Genomic DNA, 17,952 nt, shown 5'->3' with positions numbered 1-17,952 from the left:
GAATCCTTGCACCGCGAATCCACGCGGCAAGACCCTCCCAGGCTTCGTCATGGTTCCCCACCTCATCACCGCCCTGAACGGCCCGATCAACGAGCTGGAGCAGCGCATTCTCGAGTCGCTGCCGGCCATCGAGCGCTGGTTCCGCCTCGAATGGATGGAGCACACGCCGCCGTTCTACACCTCGGTCGACGTGCGCAACGCCGGGTTCAAGCTCGCGCCGGTTGACACCAACCTGTTCCCCGGCGGCTTCAACAATCTGACCGCCGAGATGCTGCCGCTGGCGGTGCAGGCCGCGATGGCGGCGATTGAGAAGATCTGCCCCGAGGCGAAGAACCTGCTGCTGATCCCCGAGAAGCACACGCGCAACACGTTCTACCTCGCCAACATGCAGCGCCTGATGCAGATCTTCCACATGGCCGGGCTGAACGTGCGTCTGGGCACGCTCGACGAGACCATCACGCAGCCGACCGAACTCGCGCTGCCCGACGGCAGCTCGCTGACGCTCGAGCCGCTGCTGCGCACGCGCGGGCGCCTCGGCCTGAAGAACTTCGACCCCTGCACGATCCTGCTGAACAACGATCTCTCGTCCGGCATCCCGAAGGTGCTCGAGAACCTGCACGAGCAGTACCTGCTGCCGCCGCTGCACGCCGGCTGGGCGATGCGGCGCAAGACGAACCACTTCCATGCCTACGAAGAGGTCGCGAAGAAGTTCGCGAAGCTGCTCGGCATGGACCCGTGGCTGATCAACCCGATGTACGCGCGCTGCGGCGAGGTCAACTTCGAGGACGGCAGCGGCGACGAATGCCTGATGAGCAACGCCGAAACGCTGCTCGGCAAGATCCGCCGGAAATACAAGGAATACGGCATCCAGGAGAAGCCGTTCATCATCGTCAAGGCCGACGCCGGCACCTACGGCATGGGCATCATGACCGTGCGCGACCCGAAGGACCTGGCCGACCTCTCGCGCCGCACGCGCAACAAGATGAGCGTGATCAAGGACGGCCAGGAGGTCCACGAGGTCATCCTCCAGGAAGGCGTGCCGACCTACGAGCGCGTCAACGACGCGGTCGCCGAACCGGTCGTCTACATGATCGACCGCTACGTGGTCGGCGGCTTCTACCGCGTCAACGCCGAGCGCGGCGTCGACGAGAACCTGAACGCCCCCGGCGCGAGCTTCGTGCCGCTCGCGTTTGCCGAGCACAACCAGCTGCCCCGGCCGGGCGCGAAACCGGGCGCGAGCGCACCGAACCGCTTCTACATGTACGGCGTGATCGCGCGGCTCGCGATGGTGGCGGCGAGCTACGAGCTCGAAGCGACCGACCCGGATGCCGAGGTCTACGAATAGGCCGATTTCGTCGGGTCGGCAACTCCGGATCGCGACCGGTTGCTGCGCCGCAACATGGCCGGATCCGGGCGCGCGGGCTGGGCCGCGATCGGGCGCAGAATTCCTCCCCTGTCGACCGATGCCCCGCGCCTTGCCGCGAGGTCAGTTCTTGTGAGCAGCAAATCCGGCACCTCCAGTCTCGCGGCCCTGACCCTGGGCGCACTGGGGGTCGTCTACGGCGACATCGGCACCAGCCCGCTGTACGCACTGCGCGAAGTCTTCGCGACCAAGCATGCGACGCTGTCGGAGCCCGACATCCTCGGCGTGCTGTCGCTCGTCTTCTGGACGCTGACGGTGATCGTCTCGCTGAAGTACGTGACGCTGATCATGCGCGCCAACAACAACGGCGAGGGCGGCACGATGGCGCTGATGGCCTTGTCGACGCAGGCCACGCGCGACCGGCCGCGGCTGCGCATCGCGCTGGTCGTGATGGGCATTCTCGGCGCGGCGCTGTTCTACGGCGACGGCGTGATCACGCCGGCGATCTCGGTGCTGTCGGCGGTCGAAGGCCTGGAGGTCGCGACGCCGGCGCTCAAGCCGTACGTCGTCCCGCTCACGCTCGTCGTGATCACGCTGCTGTACATGGTGCAGCGCCACGGCACCGGCGCGATGGGGCGCTGGTTCGGGCCGTTCACGGTCGTGTGGTTCCTGGTCATCGGCTTCTGGGGCGTCGTCTGGATCGTGCGCGCGCCGCAGGTGCTCTTCGCACTGAACCCGTGGCACGCGCTGAGCTTCGGCTTCACGCACGGCCATGTCACGCTGCTGGTACTCGGCGCGGTGTTCCTCGCGGTGACCGGCGCCGAGGCGCTGTACGCCGACATGGGCCACTTCGGCAAGCGGCCGATCCAGCTCGCGTGGTTCGCGCTGGTGTTCCCGGCGCTGGTGCTGAACTACTTCGGCCAGGGCGCGCTGATGCTGATCGAGCCGGCCAAGGCCGACAACCCGTTCTTCAACATGGTGCCGTCGTGGTTCCTGATCCCGATGGTCGGGCTGGCGACGCTCGCCACCGTGATCGCGTCGCAGGCGACGATCTCTGGCACGTTCTCGGTCACGAAGCAGGCGATCCAGCTCGGCTACCTGCCGCGCCTGCGCGTGCTGCACACCTCCGTGCGCGACACCGGGCAGATCTACATCCCCGGCGTCAACTGGCTGCAGTACGCCGCGATCGTCGCCGCGGTGCTGCATTTCGGTTCGTCGAGCGCGCTGGCCACGGCCTACGGCATCGCCGTGACCGCGACGATGGTTCTGACGACCGTGATGACCTTTTTCGTGCTGCGCTACCGCTGGAGCTACCCGCTGTGGATCTGCATCGGCGCGACCGGGTTCTTCCTCGCGATCGAGCTGGTGTTCTTCGCGTCGAACATCCTGAAGGTGTTCTCGGGCGGCTGGTTCACGCTGCTGATCGCGGCCCTCGTATTCACCGTGATGATGACCTGGGCGCGCGGCCGCGAGCTGCTCTCGCTGAGCCTGCGCGCCGATGCGATCGAGCTGAAGCCGTTTCTGAAGAGCGTGCTCGCCGACCCGCCGATGCGCGCACCCGGCACCGCCGTCTTCATGAACGGCGAGGCCGACCTGACGCCGACTGCGCTGCTGCACAACCTGAAGCACAACAACGTGCTGCACGAGACCAACCTGTTCGTCACCGTGACGACGCTCGAGGTGCCATGGGTGCCGTTCAACGAGCGCGCGCGGGCCGAGCTGCTGTGCAAGGGCTGCTGGGCGGTGGACCTGCAGTTCGGCTTCAAGAACGACCTCGACGTGCCCGGCGCGCTCGAACTGCTGCAGGGCCGCGGCATCGAGCTCGAGCCGATGACGACCTCGTACTTCCTGTCGCGCAACACCGTCGTGCCCACGCTGGGCGCCGGCATGGCGCCGTGGCGCGAGAAGCTGTTCGCGAGCATGCACCGCAACGCGGCCTCGGCGGCCGACTTCCTGAACCTGCCCCCGAACCGGGTGGTCGAGCTCGGCACGAAAGTTCAGATCTGATCCGCGGCGTCTTGTGCGGGGCACAATGGCGCGCGATCAGCAATTCAAAGCCGGCTTGAGCACTTCCTCCTCGTCCTCCAGGTCCGGGCTTGCCGGGCTCACGCTGGGCGCCATCGGCGTCGTGTATGGCGATATCGGCACGAGCCCGCTGTACGCGCTGAAAGAAGTCTTCGCGCACGGCCACGTGACGCTGACCGCGCAGAACATCTACGGCGTGCTGTCGCTGGTGTTCTGGACCCTGACCGTTGTCGTCTCGATCAAGTACGTGCTGCTGATCCTGCGCGCCGACAACAACGGCGAGGGCGGCCTGATCGCGATGCTCGCGCTCGCCTCGACGGCGGTGCGCGGCAAGCCCACGCTGCGCCGGCGCCTGCTGCTGCTGGGCATCTTCGGCACCGCGATCTTCTTCGGCGACGGCGTGATCACGCCGGCGATCTCGGTGCTCGGCGCGATCGAGGGCCTGAAGGTCGCCGCGCCCGGGCTCGAGCACTACATCGTGCCGATCACGCTGATCGTGCTGACGCTGCTGTTCATGGTGCAGCGCCACGGCACCGCGAGCGTCGGCAAGATGTTCGGCCCGGTGACGGCGCTGTGGTTCGTCGTGCTCGCGGTGCTCGGCCTGCAGCACATCATCGAGAACCCGGCGATCCTGTGGGCGCTGAGCCCGCACTACGCGCTGGCGTTCCTGCTCGGCAACCCCGGCGTCGCGTTCATCGCGCTCGGCTCGGTCGTGCTGTGCGTGACCGGCGCCGAGGCGCTGTACGCCGACCTCGGCCACTTCGGCAAGCGGCCGATCCGCCTCGCGTGGTTCGGCCTCGCGATGCCGGCGCTGGTGCTGAACTATTTCGGCCAGGGCGCGATGCTGCTCGAGCATCCGGGCCGCGTGCGCAACCCGTTCTACGAGATGGCGCCCGAGTGGGCGCTGTACCCGCTGATCGCGCTGGCGACCTGCGCCGCGGTGATCGCCTCGCAGGCGCTGATCACCGCGGCGTTCTCGGTCACGAAGCAGGCGATCCAGCTCGGCTACCTGCCGCGCCTGCGCATCACGCACACCTCCGTGCGCGAGACCGGCCAGATCTACGTGCCGTTCGTCAACTGGGGCCTGTACGCCTGCATCGTGATCGCGGTCGTCGTGTTCGGCTCGACCGACAGGCTCGCGTCGGCCTACGGCATCGCGGTGACGATCGACATGACGATCACGACGACGATGACGTTCTTCGTGATCCGCTACGGCTGGAAGTACCCATGGTCGCTGTGCTTCGCGGCGACCGGATTCTTCTTCGTCGTCGACTTCGTCTACTTCAGCGCGAACGTCGTCAAGGTGTTCGACGGCGGCTGGTTCCCGGTCGCGATCGGCATGGTGATGTTCACGCTGATGATGACCTGGAAGCAGGGGCGCCGGCTGATGTCGGCGCGGCTGCGCGAAGACGCGATCGACCTGAAGAGTTTTCTCGAGGCGGTGTTCGTGAACCCGCCGACGCGCGTGCAGGGTACTGCGGTGTTTCTCGTCTCCGACCAGGGCATCACGCCGAACGCGCTGCTGCACAACCTGAAGCACAACAAGGTGCTGCACGAGACGAACCTGTTCGTCACGGTCAAGCAACACGAGGTGCCGTGGATCGGCTTCGACAAGCGCTGCGAGATGGAGCCGCTCGGCCACGACTGCTGGCAGGTGACGCTGCACTTCGGCTTCAAGAACGAGCCCGACGTGCCCGAGGCGCTCGCGCTGCTCGAGCGCCGCGGCTGCGTGATCGACGCGATGGACACGTCCTACTTCCTGTCGCGCGACATCGTGATGCCGACGATCGGCGGCGGCATGGCCGACTGGCGCGAGAAGCTGTTCGCAAGCATGCACCGCAACGCCGCGGCGGCCGCCGACTTCCTGAGCCTGCCGACGAATCGGGTCGTGGAGCTCGGCTCGAAGCTGGAGATCTGACTTGAGGCGAAAGGGAGCGACATGAGCGTCGGTGTCTGGGCCAGCCTGGGGCTGTGCATTCTTGTGGCCGCGTCGCCGCTGGCGAGAGCGGCGGAGCCGGTGACCCCACCCGCTCTGGAGGACTTCGTCAAATTGGACACGTTCGGCCTGATCGAGTTCTCCCCTGACGCCTCTCGATTTGCCGCAGCAGTCGAGCGTCAGGGGCAGATGATCATCGCGGTGGTGGACGCCGAGACCCGACGGGCGCGCACGTTTGCTCACGAGAGTGGTCTCGACGCGGTGGCATTCCGCTGGCTTTCCAATGATCTGATCGAGGTGCGCAGCGTCAAGTTGGGCGTTCGACAGTTCGATCTGAATTGGAGCGATGTGCAGCGCAGCTACATCAGCGTCGACGACAAGTCGCACCCTGACCGGTGGAGCCTGACTGATGGCCAGGTGCGCCGGCGCGTCCCCGGGTCCGATACCGACGTCGTCATACGTCGTGTCAATTCGGTGGGCACGTTTCGTCTGGAGGTTGTCGATTCGGCGAGCGGCGTGGTCAGGCGCAGGCTTACCGGCGATCCCCCGGGGACACGGGTCCGCGACTGGGTTCTCGACAACAGCCTGGCGCCGCGGGCGGCCACTGGCTACGACATCGACACCCGCAAGGTCGATATCTGGTGGCGAGACACGGCGGACGCGCCTTGGGCGAAGCTCTTCAGCTACGACCCTCGCATTGAGCGCGGTTACTTCCCGGTGGCGGTGGACGACAACGGCAACCTGCTGGTGCTGTCCAACCTCGAGACTGGGCGCTATGCATTGCATCGCTTCGATCGGTCGGCCGGTCGCCCCGGCGAGCTGCTGGCGGGGCATGCAGGCTTCGACATCAATCCGCAAGATCTGATCTACGGCGAGAATTCAATGGCACCGGTCGGCGTGGCGATCGACACAGAGAGGCCGCAAACTTTTTGGTTCGACGACGCCCGAGCCGAGATGCAACGCGCGATCGATGCCAGCCTGCCCGCGGGGCGAGTCAACGCGCTGCGCTTTCTGCAAAGCGGCAAGGTGCTCGTGCATTCATACAGCGATATCGAGCCCGGCACCTACTACTTCTTCGACCCGCAGGCGAAGACCTTGACCGAATGGATACGCGCTCGACCCTGGATCCAGCCACAGCGCATGTCGAGGACCGAGATCGTGCGCTACCGCGCGCGCGACGGTCAGGAGCTCTTCGGCTACTTCACCTCGCCGGCGCGCGCCGTGCCCGGGCCTGCGCCCCTGCTGGTCTGGGTGCACGGCGGGCCGGGCGATCGCGATCGTTGGGGCTTTGACGCGGATGTCCAATTCTTCGCCAGCCGAGGCTTCGCGGTGTTTCAGCCGACCTACCGTGGTTCGACCGGGCTCGGAGAGCATTTCGAGCGAGCCGGGTTCAAGCAGTGGGGCCGCCTCATGCAGGACGACATCACCGACGGTGTGCGCGCCCTGATTGCCGCAGGGCGTGCGGATGAACGACGCGTGTGCATTGGCGGAGTCAGCTACGGCGGGTACGCCGCCCTGATGGGTGTGATCCGGGAACCGGAACTGTTTCGCTGCGCGGTCGACGAAGCCGGGCCGACCGATCTGCTGGAATGGATCACGTCCCCGGTGACTGACTTCAACCGCCGCACCATGACCTTCCGTGACGGCGAGATGCGGGACTCGTTGAAGGAGCAGATCGGTGATCCCGACGACCCGCAGGAGCGCAGCCTTCTCGAGGCCGCTTCGCCTCGGCGTCAGGCGGCGCGCATCAAGGCGTCGGTGCTTCTGCTGTACGGGAGCTCGGACGTTCGGATTCCATTCGCACAGGGCACATCGATGCGCGATGCGTTGCGATCCGCCGGCGGCAGCGTCGAATGGGTACTCTATTCTGGTGAGGGCCACGGCTTGTGGGATCGACGCAATCGCGCCGACCGCCTGCGGCGCCTCGAGACGTTTCTCGTCAAGCACCTGAGTCCGCAGCCCTGACCGGGCGCCCGTGCGGATCGCGTTTGTTGCCCCGCTATCCCCGACCCGATGCGCTCCCCCGTCCAAGACCTCTCGCTCTCCGCCGCAACCGCCGGCTTCGTCGCGGTGCTGGTCGGCTTCACCAGCTCGGTCGCGATCGTGTTCTCGGCCGCGACCGCGCTCGGCGCGACGCCGGCGCAGATCAGCTCGTGGATGTGGGCGCTGGGCCTCGGCATGGGGCTGTGCACGCTGCTGCCGTCGCTGTGGCTGCGCCAGCCGGTGATGGTCGCCTGGAGCACGCCGGGCGCCGCGGTGCTCGCGACCGCGGGCGTTGCCGGCGGCTTCGGGATGGCCGAGGCGACCGGCGCGTTCATAGCGTGCGCGGCGCTGATCACGCTGTTCGGCGTCACCGGCTGGTTCGAGAAGCTGCTCGACCGCATCCCGATGCCGATCGCCAGCGCGCTGCTCGCCGGCGTGCTGACGCGCTTCGGGCTCGATGCATTCGTCGCGTTGAAGTCCGCATTCGAGCTCGTGCTGCTGATGCTGCTCGCCTACCTCGTCGGCCGGCGCCTGTGGGCGCGCTACGCGGTGCCAGGCGTGCTGCTGGCCGGCGTCGCGTATGCGGCGTTCGCCGGGCAACTGCACCTCGGCGGCGTGCAATGGGGGCTGACAACGCCGGTGTTCACGGCCCCGACCTTCACCTGGCGCGCGATGGTCAGCCTCGCGCTGCCGCTGTTCGTCGTGACGATGGCCTCGCAGAACCTGCCCGGTGTCGCGGCGATCCGCGCCGCCGGCTACGCCATGCCGATCTCGAAGATCATCACGCTGACCGGCGTCGCGACGCTGCTGCTCGCGCCGTTCGGCGCGTTCGCGCTGAACCTGTCGGCGATCACCGCGGCGATCTGCATGGGCCGCGAGGCGCATCCCGACCCCGACAAGCGCTACATCGCCGCGGTCTCGTCCGGGCTGATCTACTGCGTCGTCGGCCTGTTCGGCGCCGCGGTCACCGGCGTGCTGACGGCGTTCCCGCGCGAGCTCGTCGTCGCGATCGCGGGGCTGGCACTGCTCGGCAGCATCGGCGGCGGGCTCGCGGTCGCGCTCAAGGAAGACGCGCACCGCGAGGCCGCGCTGATCACGTTCCTGGTCACGCTGAGCGGGCTGAGTCTGGCCGGGATCGGCTCGGCCTTCTGGGGCGTCGTCGTCGGCGCGTTGGCGCTTTTTGTGCAACAGTGGCGGCCCTGCGCTCTCGCCTGACGCGATCGATCATTACCCACCAGACGCCCATGAAACTGCTCTTCGTCGCCGACCCGCTGGACAGCTTCAAGACCTACAAGGATTCGACCTTCGCGATGATGCGCGAGGCCGCATCGCGCGGCCACGAGTTGCTGGCCTGCGAGCCCGAAGACCTGATGTGGCAACGCGGCGGCCGCGTCGGCGCACCGCTGCGATCGTTCACGCTGACCGGCGCTGACTCGCGCGAGAAGCAAGCCTGGTACGCGCCCGCCGGCGAACCGCAGCTCACCGCGCTGGCCGATGTCGACGCGGTGATCATGCGCAAGGACCCGCCGTTCGACAGCGAGTACTTCTACGCGACCCACCTGCTCGAACAGGCCGAGCGCGAAGGCGCGCGCGTGTTCAACAGCCCGCGCGCGTTGCGTGACCACCCCGAGAAGCTCGCGATCCTCGAGTTCCCGCAGTTCATCGGGCCGACGCTCGTGACGCGCAGCGAGGCCGACGTCAAGCGCTTTCACGCCGAGCACCGCGACATCGTGCTGAAGCCGCTCGACGGCATGGGCGGCATGGGCATCTTCCGCGTCGGACCCGACGGGCTGAACCTGGGCAGCATCGTCGAGACGCTGAACAAGCACGGCGCCGAGACCGTGATGGCGCAGCGCTACCTGACCGAGATCACGCAGGGCGACAAGCGCATCCTCGTGATCGACGGCGTGCCGGTGCCGCACGCGCTCGCGCGCATCCCGCAGGGCAGCGAGATCCGCGGCAACCTCGCGGTCGGCGGCAAGGGCGTCGCGCAGCCGCTGAGCGCGCGCGATCGCGAGATCGCCGAAGCGATCGGCCCGGTGCTCGCGGCGCGCGGCCTGCTGCTGATCGGCCTCGACGTGATCGGTGACTGCCTGACCGAGATCAACGTGACGAGCCCGACCGGCTTCCAGGAGATCGCGCAGCAGAGCGGCTTCGACGTCGCGAAGATGTTCGTCGATGCGCTGGAGGCGGCGCTGTCGAGGTAGTCGCCCCGGCCGACGGTCAGCCTTCGGGATCGCCTTCGAGCGCCTCGAGGTCGGCAAGATCCTTGAATCGGCCCGTCGCGCGCTTGTTCGTCTTGAAGTCGTCGACGTGAATGATCGGCAGATCGACGCCTGCGCGTGCGCGTTGAGTGACTCGATAAACTCTTTGAAGTCTCGGCTCAGCATCGAAATGCTCGGCAATGTATTGCTGGCGCAGCTGTTCGACAGCCGCAAGTCGCTCATGCACGGGGCGCGAGAGCCAGTAGCGCAGGTCCGCAGCGCCTTGCGTCGCAAGGTCCCTGCGGGTGCCGACGCGAATCACCTTGTCCATCGGCGCATTGTCTCCCACGGACCGCGGTGTCGCCACAGGGCACGAGGCATTGCGGCCATGGCGCAGCGGCGACAATTGCGCCATGGCTGTCCTCTCCCTCTCCAATGCCCACCTGGCCTTCGGCCACGTGGCCCTCCTCGATGGTGCCGCGTTCTCGCTCGAGGCCGGCGAGCGCCTCGGGCTGATCGGGCGCAACGGCGCCGGCAAGTCGTCGCTGCTGAAGATCATCGCCGGCCTCGAAAGGCTCGACGACGGGCTGCTGCAGATGACGCAGGGCGTGCGCATCTGCTATGTGCCGCAGGAGCCGGTGTTCGAGCCCGGGCACAGTGTGTTCGAGGCGGTCAGCGAGGGCGTCGCCGAGGCGCGCGCGGTGCGCCAGGCCTACGAGGAGCACGCCGCCGGCGTCGACCTGGACGCGCTGCAGACGCGCATCGAGGCGCTCGACGCATGGAACTGGGAGCAGCGCGTCGAGACCACGCTGCACCAGCTGCACCTGGATGGCGCGCGCGAGATCGGCCAGCTCTCCGGCGGCATGAAGAAGCGTGTCGCGCTCGCGCAGGCGCTGGTCGCGGTGCCCGACGTGCTGCTGCTCGACGAGCCCACCAACCACCTCGATCTCGATTCGATCGCGTGGCTCGAGGAGCTGCTGCGCGGTTTCAAGGGCAGCGTGATGCTGATCACCCACGATCGCGCGTTCCTCGACGGCGTCGCCACACGGATCATCGAGCTCGACCGCGGCATCATCCGCAGCTACCCCGGCAACTTCAGCGCCTACGAGCGGCTGAAGGAAGACCAGCTCGCCTCGGACGCGCTGGCGAATGCGCGCGCCGACAAGCTGCTCGCGCAGGAGGAGGTCTGGATCCGCAAGGGCGTCGAAGCGCGCCGCACGCGCAGCGTCGCGCGCATCCAGCGCCTCGAGGTGCTGCGCGAGCAGCGCCAGAAGCGCCGCGATTCGCTCGGCCAGGTGCGGCTCGAGGTCGATTCGGGTGCGCCCAGCGGCAAGATCGTCGCCGAACTGAAGCACGTGTCGCTGAGCTTCCACGATCACGCGACGCCGAAGGTCATCGTGCGCGACTTCAGCGCGACGATCCTGCGCGGCGACAAGGTCGGCCTGATCGGGCCGAACGGCGCCGGCAAGACGACGCTGCTGAAGCTGATCCTCGGCGAGCTGCAGCCCGAGAGCGGCACGATCCGCCAGGGCAGCAAGCTCGAGGTTGCGTACTTCGACCAGATGCGGAGCACGCTGAATCTCGATGCGACGCTGGCCGACACGATCAGCCCCGGCAGCGAGTGGGTCGAGTTCGCGGGCCAGCGCAAGCACGTGATGAGCTACCTGAACGACTTCCTGTTCTCGCCCGAGCGCGCGAACTCGCCGGTGCGCACGCTCAGCGGCGGCGAGCGCAACCGCGTGCTGCTGGCGCGGCTGTTCGCGCTGCCGGCGAACGTGCTGGTGCTCGACGAACCCACCAACGACCTCGACATCGACACCCTCGAACTGCTCGAGGAGCTGCTGCAGGCCTACAAGGGCACGGTCTTCCTGGTCAGCCACGACCGGCGCTTTCTCGACAACGTCGTGACCAGCACGATCGTCTGGGAGGGCGACGAGTCGCCGGGCCGCTGGCGCGAATACGAAGGCGGCTACGAGGACTGGAAGATCCAGCGCGACCGCGCGCACCAGCTGCGCGAGCAGGCCGCGCGCGCCGCACGCGCGAAGGACACACGCGCAAACGACGCGCTGCCGGCCGCGAAATCGGCCGCCGGGCCTGCCGCGGCGCCGCCCGCTGCGAAGCCGCGCAAGCTCAGCTACAAGGAGCAGCGCGAGCTCGACGAACTGCCCAAGCGCATCGAGGCGCTCGAGGCCGAGCAGGCGGCGTTGGCCGCGTTCCTCGCCGAGCCCGAGTCGTACACGAAGGAGGCCGCGCGGGCCGCGCAGGCACAGACGCGGATCGCGGCGATCGACGACGAGCTGCTCGCCGCGATGGAGCGCTGGGAGGTGCTCGGCGCGCGCTGATCTGTCCGGGCAGGGGGCTGTTCTCTGCGGCTAGGTGCCGAACCAGCTTTCCCTGACCGCATCGGGGTGCGAGCGGCTGACGATCAGCCCGGCCTGCAGGTACACCGCGTTCAGCAGCCGCGCAGCGCGCTCGCGGTCGAAGGCCGGCCAGGCCGCGATGCCGGCCAGCGAGGTCGCCTGCTGGCGCAGCCGGATCAGCCCGGCCCGCAACGCGCCGGTCACCGGCAGCGCGTCGACATCGAGCGCCGGCGAGACCCGGTAGACCGCGGGGCCGGCGATCTCGGGCAGCAGCTCGCGGCGCGGACCGCGCAGCGCCAGCGTCCACAGCAGCGGCGTCAACGGGTGGTGCAGCCGCGCCTCGCCGACGAGCTCGCGCGCGGGATCGCCCGGTGGGCGCAGCGTCGCAGGCTCGATGTGCATGACGCGCAACTCGGGCAGATGGCGCTCGATCAGCTCGTCGATGTCCATCGGACAGTGCACCAGCTGCTCATGCGGGAACACGGTCATCGGAACGACCCGGTCCGCGCACTGGAAGTGAATCGTCACGCTCGACGAGTGCCGGATGCAGGCGGCGACGACCTCGATCGCCTCCGAGCTGCCGCCGCGCCGTTCGAAGCGGCCGAGATCGGCCTGCAGCGAGGGGCTCAGCTGCGCCAGGCGCACGCTCGGGGCGCCCGGGAACGGGTCGGCCTCGAATTCCTCGAGATAGCGCTGGTACGCGCTCGCCTTCATCAGCTCGGGTTCGCCGAACGGAATCGTGGAGTCGAACAGCTCGCCTTTCATGGGGCCTTATTTTCACCTGTAACCATCGCTTACGGAAGCGCCGACCGCTGTTTGACCCTGATGCGCAGGCGGTCGTGTGGCCGACAACTGCGCCCGGGCCCGGTCGAGCGCCCGCCAGAAGCGCAGGTCCTGCGAGGTGGCGAAGTTGATGCGCATCAGCGTCGTCGGGCGGTGCGTGGCGTGAAAGAGCGCGCCCGGCGCGGTCAGCCATTCGTCGAGCAAGACTTCGGCCAGGCGTTCGGTGTCGACGCCGACATCGACCCAGCCGAACAACCCGCGCGGCGGCGCCGCGAAGCGGCAGCCATGCGCCTCGGCGAGCTTCACGGTGCGCTCGCGCGCGGCTGCGAGCTTGACCATCACGCGCTCGGTGTGGCGCCGCAACAGGCCTTGCTCGAGGCAGTGCGCCAGCGCTTGTTCGGTGATGCCCGGCGTTGTCAGCGTCGTCAGCAGCTTGGTGTCGACGATGGCGTCGACCAGCGCGAGCGGCGCCGCGACGAAGCCGACGCGCCAGTTCGGCACCAGGATCTTCGAGAAGCCCGAGATGTAGATCGTGCGCTCGAGCGCATCGAGCGCAGCCATGCGCGGCAGGTGCGCCGGCGCGAGGTGCGCGTACGTGTCGTCCTCGACGATGTGCAGCGCGTGCGCCTGCGCCAGCTGCAGCACGCGGTGCGCCGCCTGCAGCGACAGCGATGCACCGGTCGGGTTGTTCAGCACCGAGACCGTGATGTACAGGCGCGGCCGCTGGCCTGGCTCCTGCGCCTCGATCAGGCGCTGCATCGCGGCCAGATCGGGGCCGTCTTCGCCGCGCGGCACCGGCAGCACGCGCATGCCGAGCGCCGCGAGGCGCGCGTACTCGACCGACCAGCCCGGCTCGTCGACGAGCACGCTGTCGCCGGCGCGCAGCAGCGTGCGGGTGACGACATCGAGCGCGTGCGTCGCGCCGATCGTCGTGACGATCTGCTGCGCCGTCGCGCTGACGCCGAAGTCGGCGAGCTTCGTCGCCAGCGCCTGGCGCAGCCGCAGCTCGCCGGCCGGCTCGCCATACTGCAGCGACACCGCGCCGAGCTGCGCGCCGCTCGAGACCTTGCGCAGCGCGCCGGCGAGCAGCGGCAGGTCGAGCCAGTCGGCCGGCAGCGTGCCCAGCCCCGGCATCGGCCGCGCGCCGGGCGGCTGGAACATGCCGCGGATCAGGGAGGTCGCGCTGACCGGCCGCGGATGCGCCGGCACGCGATCGGCGCTCGGCGCGGCCGCGGGTTCGGCGCGCAATGCCGCCGGTTCGCGGACGAAGAAGCCGCGCTGTTTGCGCGCCTCGACCAGGCCGAGCGCGAGCAGCTGGTCATAGGCGGCGACGACCGTGTGCGGGCTGACCTGATGGCGCCGCGCGCACTCGCGCACCGACGGCAGCCGCGCGCCCGGTGCGAGCAGGCGCTGGCGGATGCGCTCCCTGAAACGGTTCGCGAGCTGCTCGGTCAGCGTCGTGTCGGCCGCGCGGGCCAGCGGGGCGGCGTCGGCCGCGGGTCGTTCGTGCGTCATGGTTCGTCGGATGTGCTGCCGCGGATGCCGATACAGAGGCTGATCTCGTGCCGCGAAGTGTACTGGCTCTGTGCTGGTATGCGGACGTAGACTTCAGCGATGCACCCACCCGCCACCCCGCACGGCGACACGAGCCGCGACGAGACCCGTGGCCTGTGGCTCGGCCTGCTCGGCGTCGTGATCTTCGGGATGACCTTGCCGATGACGCGCCTGGCCGTCGGCCCGGCCAGCGATCCGCAGCTGCCACCGCTGTTCGTCACCGCCGGCCGCGCGGCTTTCGCCGGCCTGCTCAGCGTGCTGTACCTGCGATTCACCGGCGCGCCGCGCGTGCAGCGAAGGCATCTGGCGGCACTCGCGACCTCCGCGCTCGGCACCGTCGTCGGCTTTCCGCTGTTCCTGAGCCTGGCACTGCGCCAGGTCGATGCGATGCACGCCGCGGTCGTCACCGGGCTGATGCCCCTGGCGACCGCGATCGGCGCCGCGCTGTTCTTTCGCCAGCGGCCGTCGAACGGCTTCTGGGCGTGCGCGGCACTCGGCTGCGCGATGGTGCTGGCCTTCGCCGCGTACCGCGGGGGCGGGCAGCTCTCGGTGGCCGACGGGTTGCTGCTGCTTGCCGTCGTCTGCACCGCGGTCGGCTACGTGGCCGGCGCGCGCGTCGCGCTCGAGCTGCCGGCCGAGCAGGTGATCTGCTGGGTGCTGGTGATCAGCTTGCCGCTGACCTGGCCGCTGGCGCTCGCGACCTGGCCCGAGGTGCCGGTGCGCGCGAGCGCGTGGGGCGGCTTCGCGTATGTCACGCTGTTCTCGATGTGGCTCGGCTTCTTCGCGTGGTACCGCGGGCTCGCGCTCGGCGGCGCGGTGCGCGTGAGCCAGGTCCAGCTCGTCCAGCCGTTCCTCGCGCTGCTGTTCGCGGTGCCGGTGCTCGGCGAAAAACTCGATGCGACGACGGTCGCGTTCTCGCTCGCCGTGATCGCGGTCGTGTTCGTCGGCAAGAGAATGCCGGCCGGCACGGCGAAACTCCAGACCCAAAGCCCATGATGACCAACGCCATGACTGCTTCCAGATCGAACGCCACGTTGTGGCAACTCGCGCGCCGCGCCGAGCGCATGAACCCTTCGGTGATCCGCGAGATCCTGAAGGTCACCGAGCGGCCCGGCATCATCTCGCTGGCCGGCGGCCTGCCGTCGCCCGACAGCTTTCCGGTCGAGGCGATGCGCGCGGCCACCGCCCGCGTGCTGCTCGAGAACCCGCGCGAGGCGCTGCAGTACGCAGCCAGCGAGGGCTTCGCGCCGCTGCGCGAGTGGGTCGCGGCACAGATGGCGACGCAGGGCCTGCATGTCGATGCGACGCAGGTGCTGATCACGACCGGCTCGCAGCAGGGGCTCGATCTCGTCGGCAAGGTGCTGATCGATGCCGGCAGCGGTGTCGCGGTCGAGTCGCCGACCTACCTCGGCGCGCTGCAGGCCTTCGCGCCGTACGAGCCCGAGGTCGTGACCGTGCCCTGCGACGACGACGGCCCGCTGCCCGAGGCGCTCGGCGTGGCGCAGGGCGCGCGCTTCCTGTACATGATCCCGAACTTCCAGAACCCGAGCGGGCGCTGCATGAGCGAAGGCCGGCGCGCCGCGCTGGTCGACGCCGCGCGCGCGATCGGGTTGCCGATCGTCGAAGACAACCCGTACGGCGAGCTCTGGTACGACGCCGCGCCCCCGGCCCCGCTCGCGGCGCGCTGGCCCGAGGGCACGGTCTACCTCGGCTCGTTCTCGAAGGTGCTCGCGCCGGGCCTGCGCCTGGGCTACGTGATCGCGCCGAAGGCGATGCTGCCGAAACTGCTGCAGGCCAAGCAGGCGGCCGACCTGCACACGCCGGGATTCAACCAGCGCGTCGTGTACGAGGTGATCCGCGACGGCTTCCTGCGCGACCACGTGCCGACGATCCGTGCCCGCTACCAGACCCAGCGCGACGCGATGCGCGCCGCGCTCGAGGCGCACATGCCCGCGGGCTGCCGCTGGAACGTGCCGGTCGGCGGGATGTTCTTCTGGATCGAGCTGCCCGAAGGCGTCGACGCGGTCGCGCTGCTGCCGCGCGCGGTCGAGCTCGGCATGGCCTATGTGCCCGGCGCGGCGTTCTACGCGAGCGCGCCGAGGCTGAACACCTTGCGGCTGTCGTTCGTGACCGCAGCACCGGCCGAGATCGAGCGCGGCGTCGCGCTGCTCGCGCAGGCGTTGAAGGGCCAGCGATGACCACGCGCCGTTTCACGCAGGTCGATGTGTTCACCGATACCGCGTTGCGCGGCAATCCGCTCGCCGTCGTGCACGATGCGCAGGGGCTGAGCGACGCGCAGATGGCCGCGTTCGCGCGCTGGACGAACCTCAGCGAGACCACCTTTCTGCTGCCACCGACCGACCCGGCGGCCGACTACCGCGTGCGCATCTTCACGCCGCAGCGCGAGCTGCCGTTCGCCGGCCATCCGACGCTCGGCAGCTGTCACGCGTGGCTCGCGGCCGGCGGCGAAGCGCAGGCGGCGAACGAGGTGCTGCAGCAGTGCGCGACCGGGCTGATCCGCGTGCGACGCGGCGCCGCGCGGCTCGCGTTCGCGGCGCCGCCCTGCCTGCGCAGCGGGCCGCTCGACGACGAACTGCTGACGCGCATCGTCGGCGCGCTCGGTCTGCGGCGCGACGACGTGCTCGATCACCAATGGGTCGACAACGGGCCGGGGTGGAGCGCGATCCGCCTCGCCTCGGCGCAGGCCGTGCTTGCGCTGCAACCCGATTGGCCCGCGCTGCGCGGCATCAAGCTCGGCGTGGTCGGCGCGCACCCGGCCGGCAGCGATGCGCAGTTCGAGGTGCGTGCGCTGATCGGCGAAGGGTCGGGCTACGAAGACCCGGTGACTGGCAGCCTGAACGCGAGCCTGGCGCAGTGGCTGATCGGCCGCGGCATCGCGCCCGCCTCGTACGTTGCCGCGCAGGGTGCGCGACTGGAGCGCAGCGGTCGCGTCTTCATCGAGTGCCTCGACGGCCAGGTCTGGGTCGGCGGCCACAGCATCAGCTGCGTCCGCGGCGAACTGACGCTGTAGCGGCGCGCCGGAGGAATCCGATGGCTCACTGGGCAGGCGGGCCGCGGCTCGAACTCGATCACCTGGTCGTTGCGGCACGCACGTTGGCCGAGGGTGTCGCCTGGTGCGGCGCGGAGCTCGGGCTGCGCCCCGAGGCCGGCGGCCAGCATGCGCTGATGGGCACGCACAACCGCGTGTTCGCGATCGGCACGGCGGCGTTCCCGCGCGCCTACCTCGAGATCATCGCGATCGATCCGGGCGCGCCGCGGCCGGCACATGCGCGCTGGTTCGACCTCGATGACGCGGCGCTGCAGCGCACGCTCGCGCAGGGCCCGCGGCTCGTGCACTGGGTCGCGCGCTGCGAGGGCATCGACGCGACGCTTGCGGCACTGCGGGTCGCCGGCATCGACTGCGGTGAGGTCACGGCCGCCGAACGCGCGACGCCGCACGGGCTGCTGCGCTGGCGCATCAGCGTGCGCATCGACGGTCATCGGCCGCTCGGCGGCGCCGCACCGGCGTTGATCGAATGGGCTGACGCCGCGCATCCGACCGATGCGCTGCCGGCCGGCGGCGTCGAGCTGCGCGCGCTGCGCCTCGGGGGGTGGTCGGCGGCGCTCGCGAGCCTGCTGCCCGCCGCGATCGAGATGGACGCCCGGCCCGGTGCGCCCGCGCTCCACGCGCTGCTGACCGGCCCGCGCGGGCCGGTCACGCTCGCGAGTTAGCGCCAGCTCGCG

The 17,952-nt window shown here is 69.3% G+C and carries 14 protein-coding genes; 11 read left to right on the top strand and 3 right to left on the bottom strand.

The genetic code is table 11. The features are described 5' to 3' along the window. Positions 1-49: 49 nt before the first annotated feature. The 6 genes from gshA to gshB all read left to right on the top strand — a co-directional run bounded on the left by gshA (position 50) and on the right by gshB (position 9,514). Entirely contained in the window at positions 50-1,345 is a 1,296-nt protein-coding gene (gshA, locus tag AC1DTW_RS08595; RefSeq protein ID WP_477980619.1) for a glutamate--cysteine ligase, read from the top strand. Positions 1,346-1,495: 150 nt separating this feature from the next. Then, the gene (locus tag AC1DTW_RS08590) at positions 1,496-3,370 is read left to right on the top strand and encodes a potassium transporter Kup (RefSeq protein WP_477980618.1); all 1,875 of its coding nucleotides are present in this window, start codon (positions 1,496-1,498) and stop codon (positions 3,368-3,370) included. Positions 3,371-3,425: 55 nt separating this feature from the next. Beyond that, entirely contained in the window at positions 3,426-5,306 is a 1,881-nt protein-coding gene (locus tag AC1DTW_RS08585; RefSeq protein WP_477980617.1) for a potassium transporter Kup, read from the top strand. A gap of 21 nt (positions 5,307-5,327) precedes the next feature. Beyond that, on the top strand, positions 5,328-7,289 hold the full coding sequence (locus AC1DTW_RS08580; RefSeq protein ID WP_477980616.1) for an alpha/beta hydrolase family protein: 1,962 nt from the start codon (positions 5,328-5,330) through the stop codon (positions 7,287-7,289). A 48-nt stretch (positions 7,290-7,337) separates the two neighbouring features. Beyond that, entirely contained in the window at positions 7,338-8,522 is a 1,185-nt protein-coding gene (locus tag AC1DTW_RS08575; protein WP_477980615.1) for a benzoate/H(+) symporter BenE family transporter, read from the top strand. Between the two features lie 29 nt (positions 8,523-8,551). Beyond that, complete coding sequence (gene gshB, locus AC1DTW_RS08570) at positions 8,552-9,514, top strand: glutathione synthase (protein WP_477980614.1); 963 nt, start codon at positions 8,552-8,554, stop codon at positions 9,512-9,514. A 16-nt stretch (positions 9,515-9,530) separates the two neighbouring features. Here the strand turns inward: gshB and AC1DTW_RS08565 are convergent, their stop codons facing one another. Beyond that, complete coding sequence (locus AC1DTW_RS08565) at positions 9,531-9,926, bottom strand: hypothetical protein (RefSeq protein ID WP_477980613.1); 396 nt, start codon at positions 9,924-9,926, stop codon at positions 9,531-9,533. Here AC1DTW_RS08565 and AC1DTW_RS08560 point away from each other — a divergent pair. Continuing rightward, positions 9,925-11,853 (top strand): ABC-F family ATP-binding cassette domain-containing protein, encoded by a 1,929-nt coding sequence (locus AC1DTW_RS08560; RefSeq protein ID WP_477980612.1) that lies wholly within the window; start codon positions 9,925-9,927, stop codon positions 11,851-11,853. The genes AC1DTW_RS08565 and AC1DTW_RS08560 overlap by 2 nt on opposite strands. Before the next feature lie 30 nt (positions 11,854-11,883). Here AC1DTW_RS08560 and AC1DTW_RS08555 read toward each other — a convergent pair whose 3' ends face one another. Together AC1DTW_RS08555 and AC1DTW_RS08550 are read right to left on the bottom strand one after the other, a co-directional pair. Then, positions 11,884-12,636 (bottom strand): hypothetical protein, encoded by a 753-nt coding sequence (locus AC1DTW_RS08555; RefSeq protein ID WP_477980611.1) that lies wholly within the window; start codon positions 12,634-12,636, stop codon positions 11,884-11,886. 12 nt (positions 12,637-12,648) lie between these two features. Further along, on the bottom strand, positions 12,649-14,169 hold the full coding sequence (locus tag AC1DTW_RS08550) for an aminotransferase-like domain-containing protein (RefSeq protein ID WP_477980610.1): 1,521 nt from the start codon (positions 14,167-14,169) through the stop codon (positions 12,649-12,651). Positions 14,170-14,268: 99 nt separating this feature from the next. On the opposite strand from AC1DTW_RS08550, the gene AC1DTW_RS08545 reads away from it, so the two are divergent. From AC1DTW_RS08545 to AC1DTW_RS08530, 4 genes are read left to right on the top strand one after another with little or no spacing between them, the layout of a single operon-like run. Then, a complete protein-coding gene (locus AC1DTW_RS08545) occupies positions 14,269-15,204 on the top strand; it encodes a DMT family transporter (protein WP_477980609.1) in 936 nt (311 codons plus the stop codon). A gap of 11 nt (positions 15,205-15,215) precedes the next feature. Beyond that, positions 15,216-16,406, top strand: a complete 1,191-nt coding sequence (locus tag AC1DTW_RS08540; protein ID WP_477980608.1) for an aminotransferase-like domain-containing protein — start codon at positions 15,216-15,218, stop codon at positions 16,404-16,406. Then, on the top strand, positions 16,403-17,239 hold the full coding sequence (locus AC1DTW_RS08535; RefSeq protein ID WP_477980607.1) for a PhzF family phenazine biosynthesis protein: 837 nt from the start codon (positions 16,403-16,405) through the stop codon (positions 17,237-17,239). The genes AC1DTW_RS08540 and AC1DTW_RS08535 overlap by 4 nt, the downstream gene beginning before the upstream one ends. Before the next feature lie 20 nt (positions 17,240-17,259). Next, positions 17,260-17,940, top strand: a complete 681-nt coding sequence (locus AC1DTW_RS08530) for a VOC family protein (RefSeq protein WP_477980606.1) — start codon at positions 17,260-17,262, stop codon at positions 17,938-17,940. Positions 17,941-17,952 lie beyond the last annotated feature (12 nt).

The organism is Rhizobacter sp. P5_A1, assembly GCF_056400745.1.
This window is presented reverse-complemented; position numbering and strand designations above follow the sequence as displayed.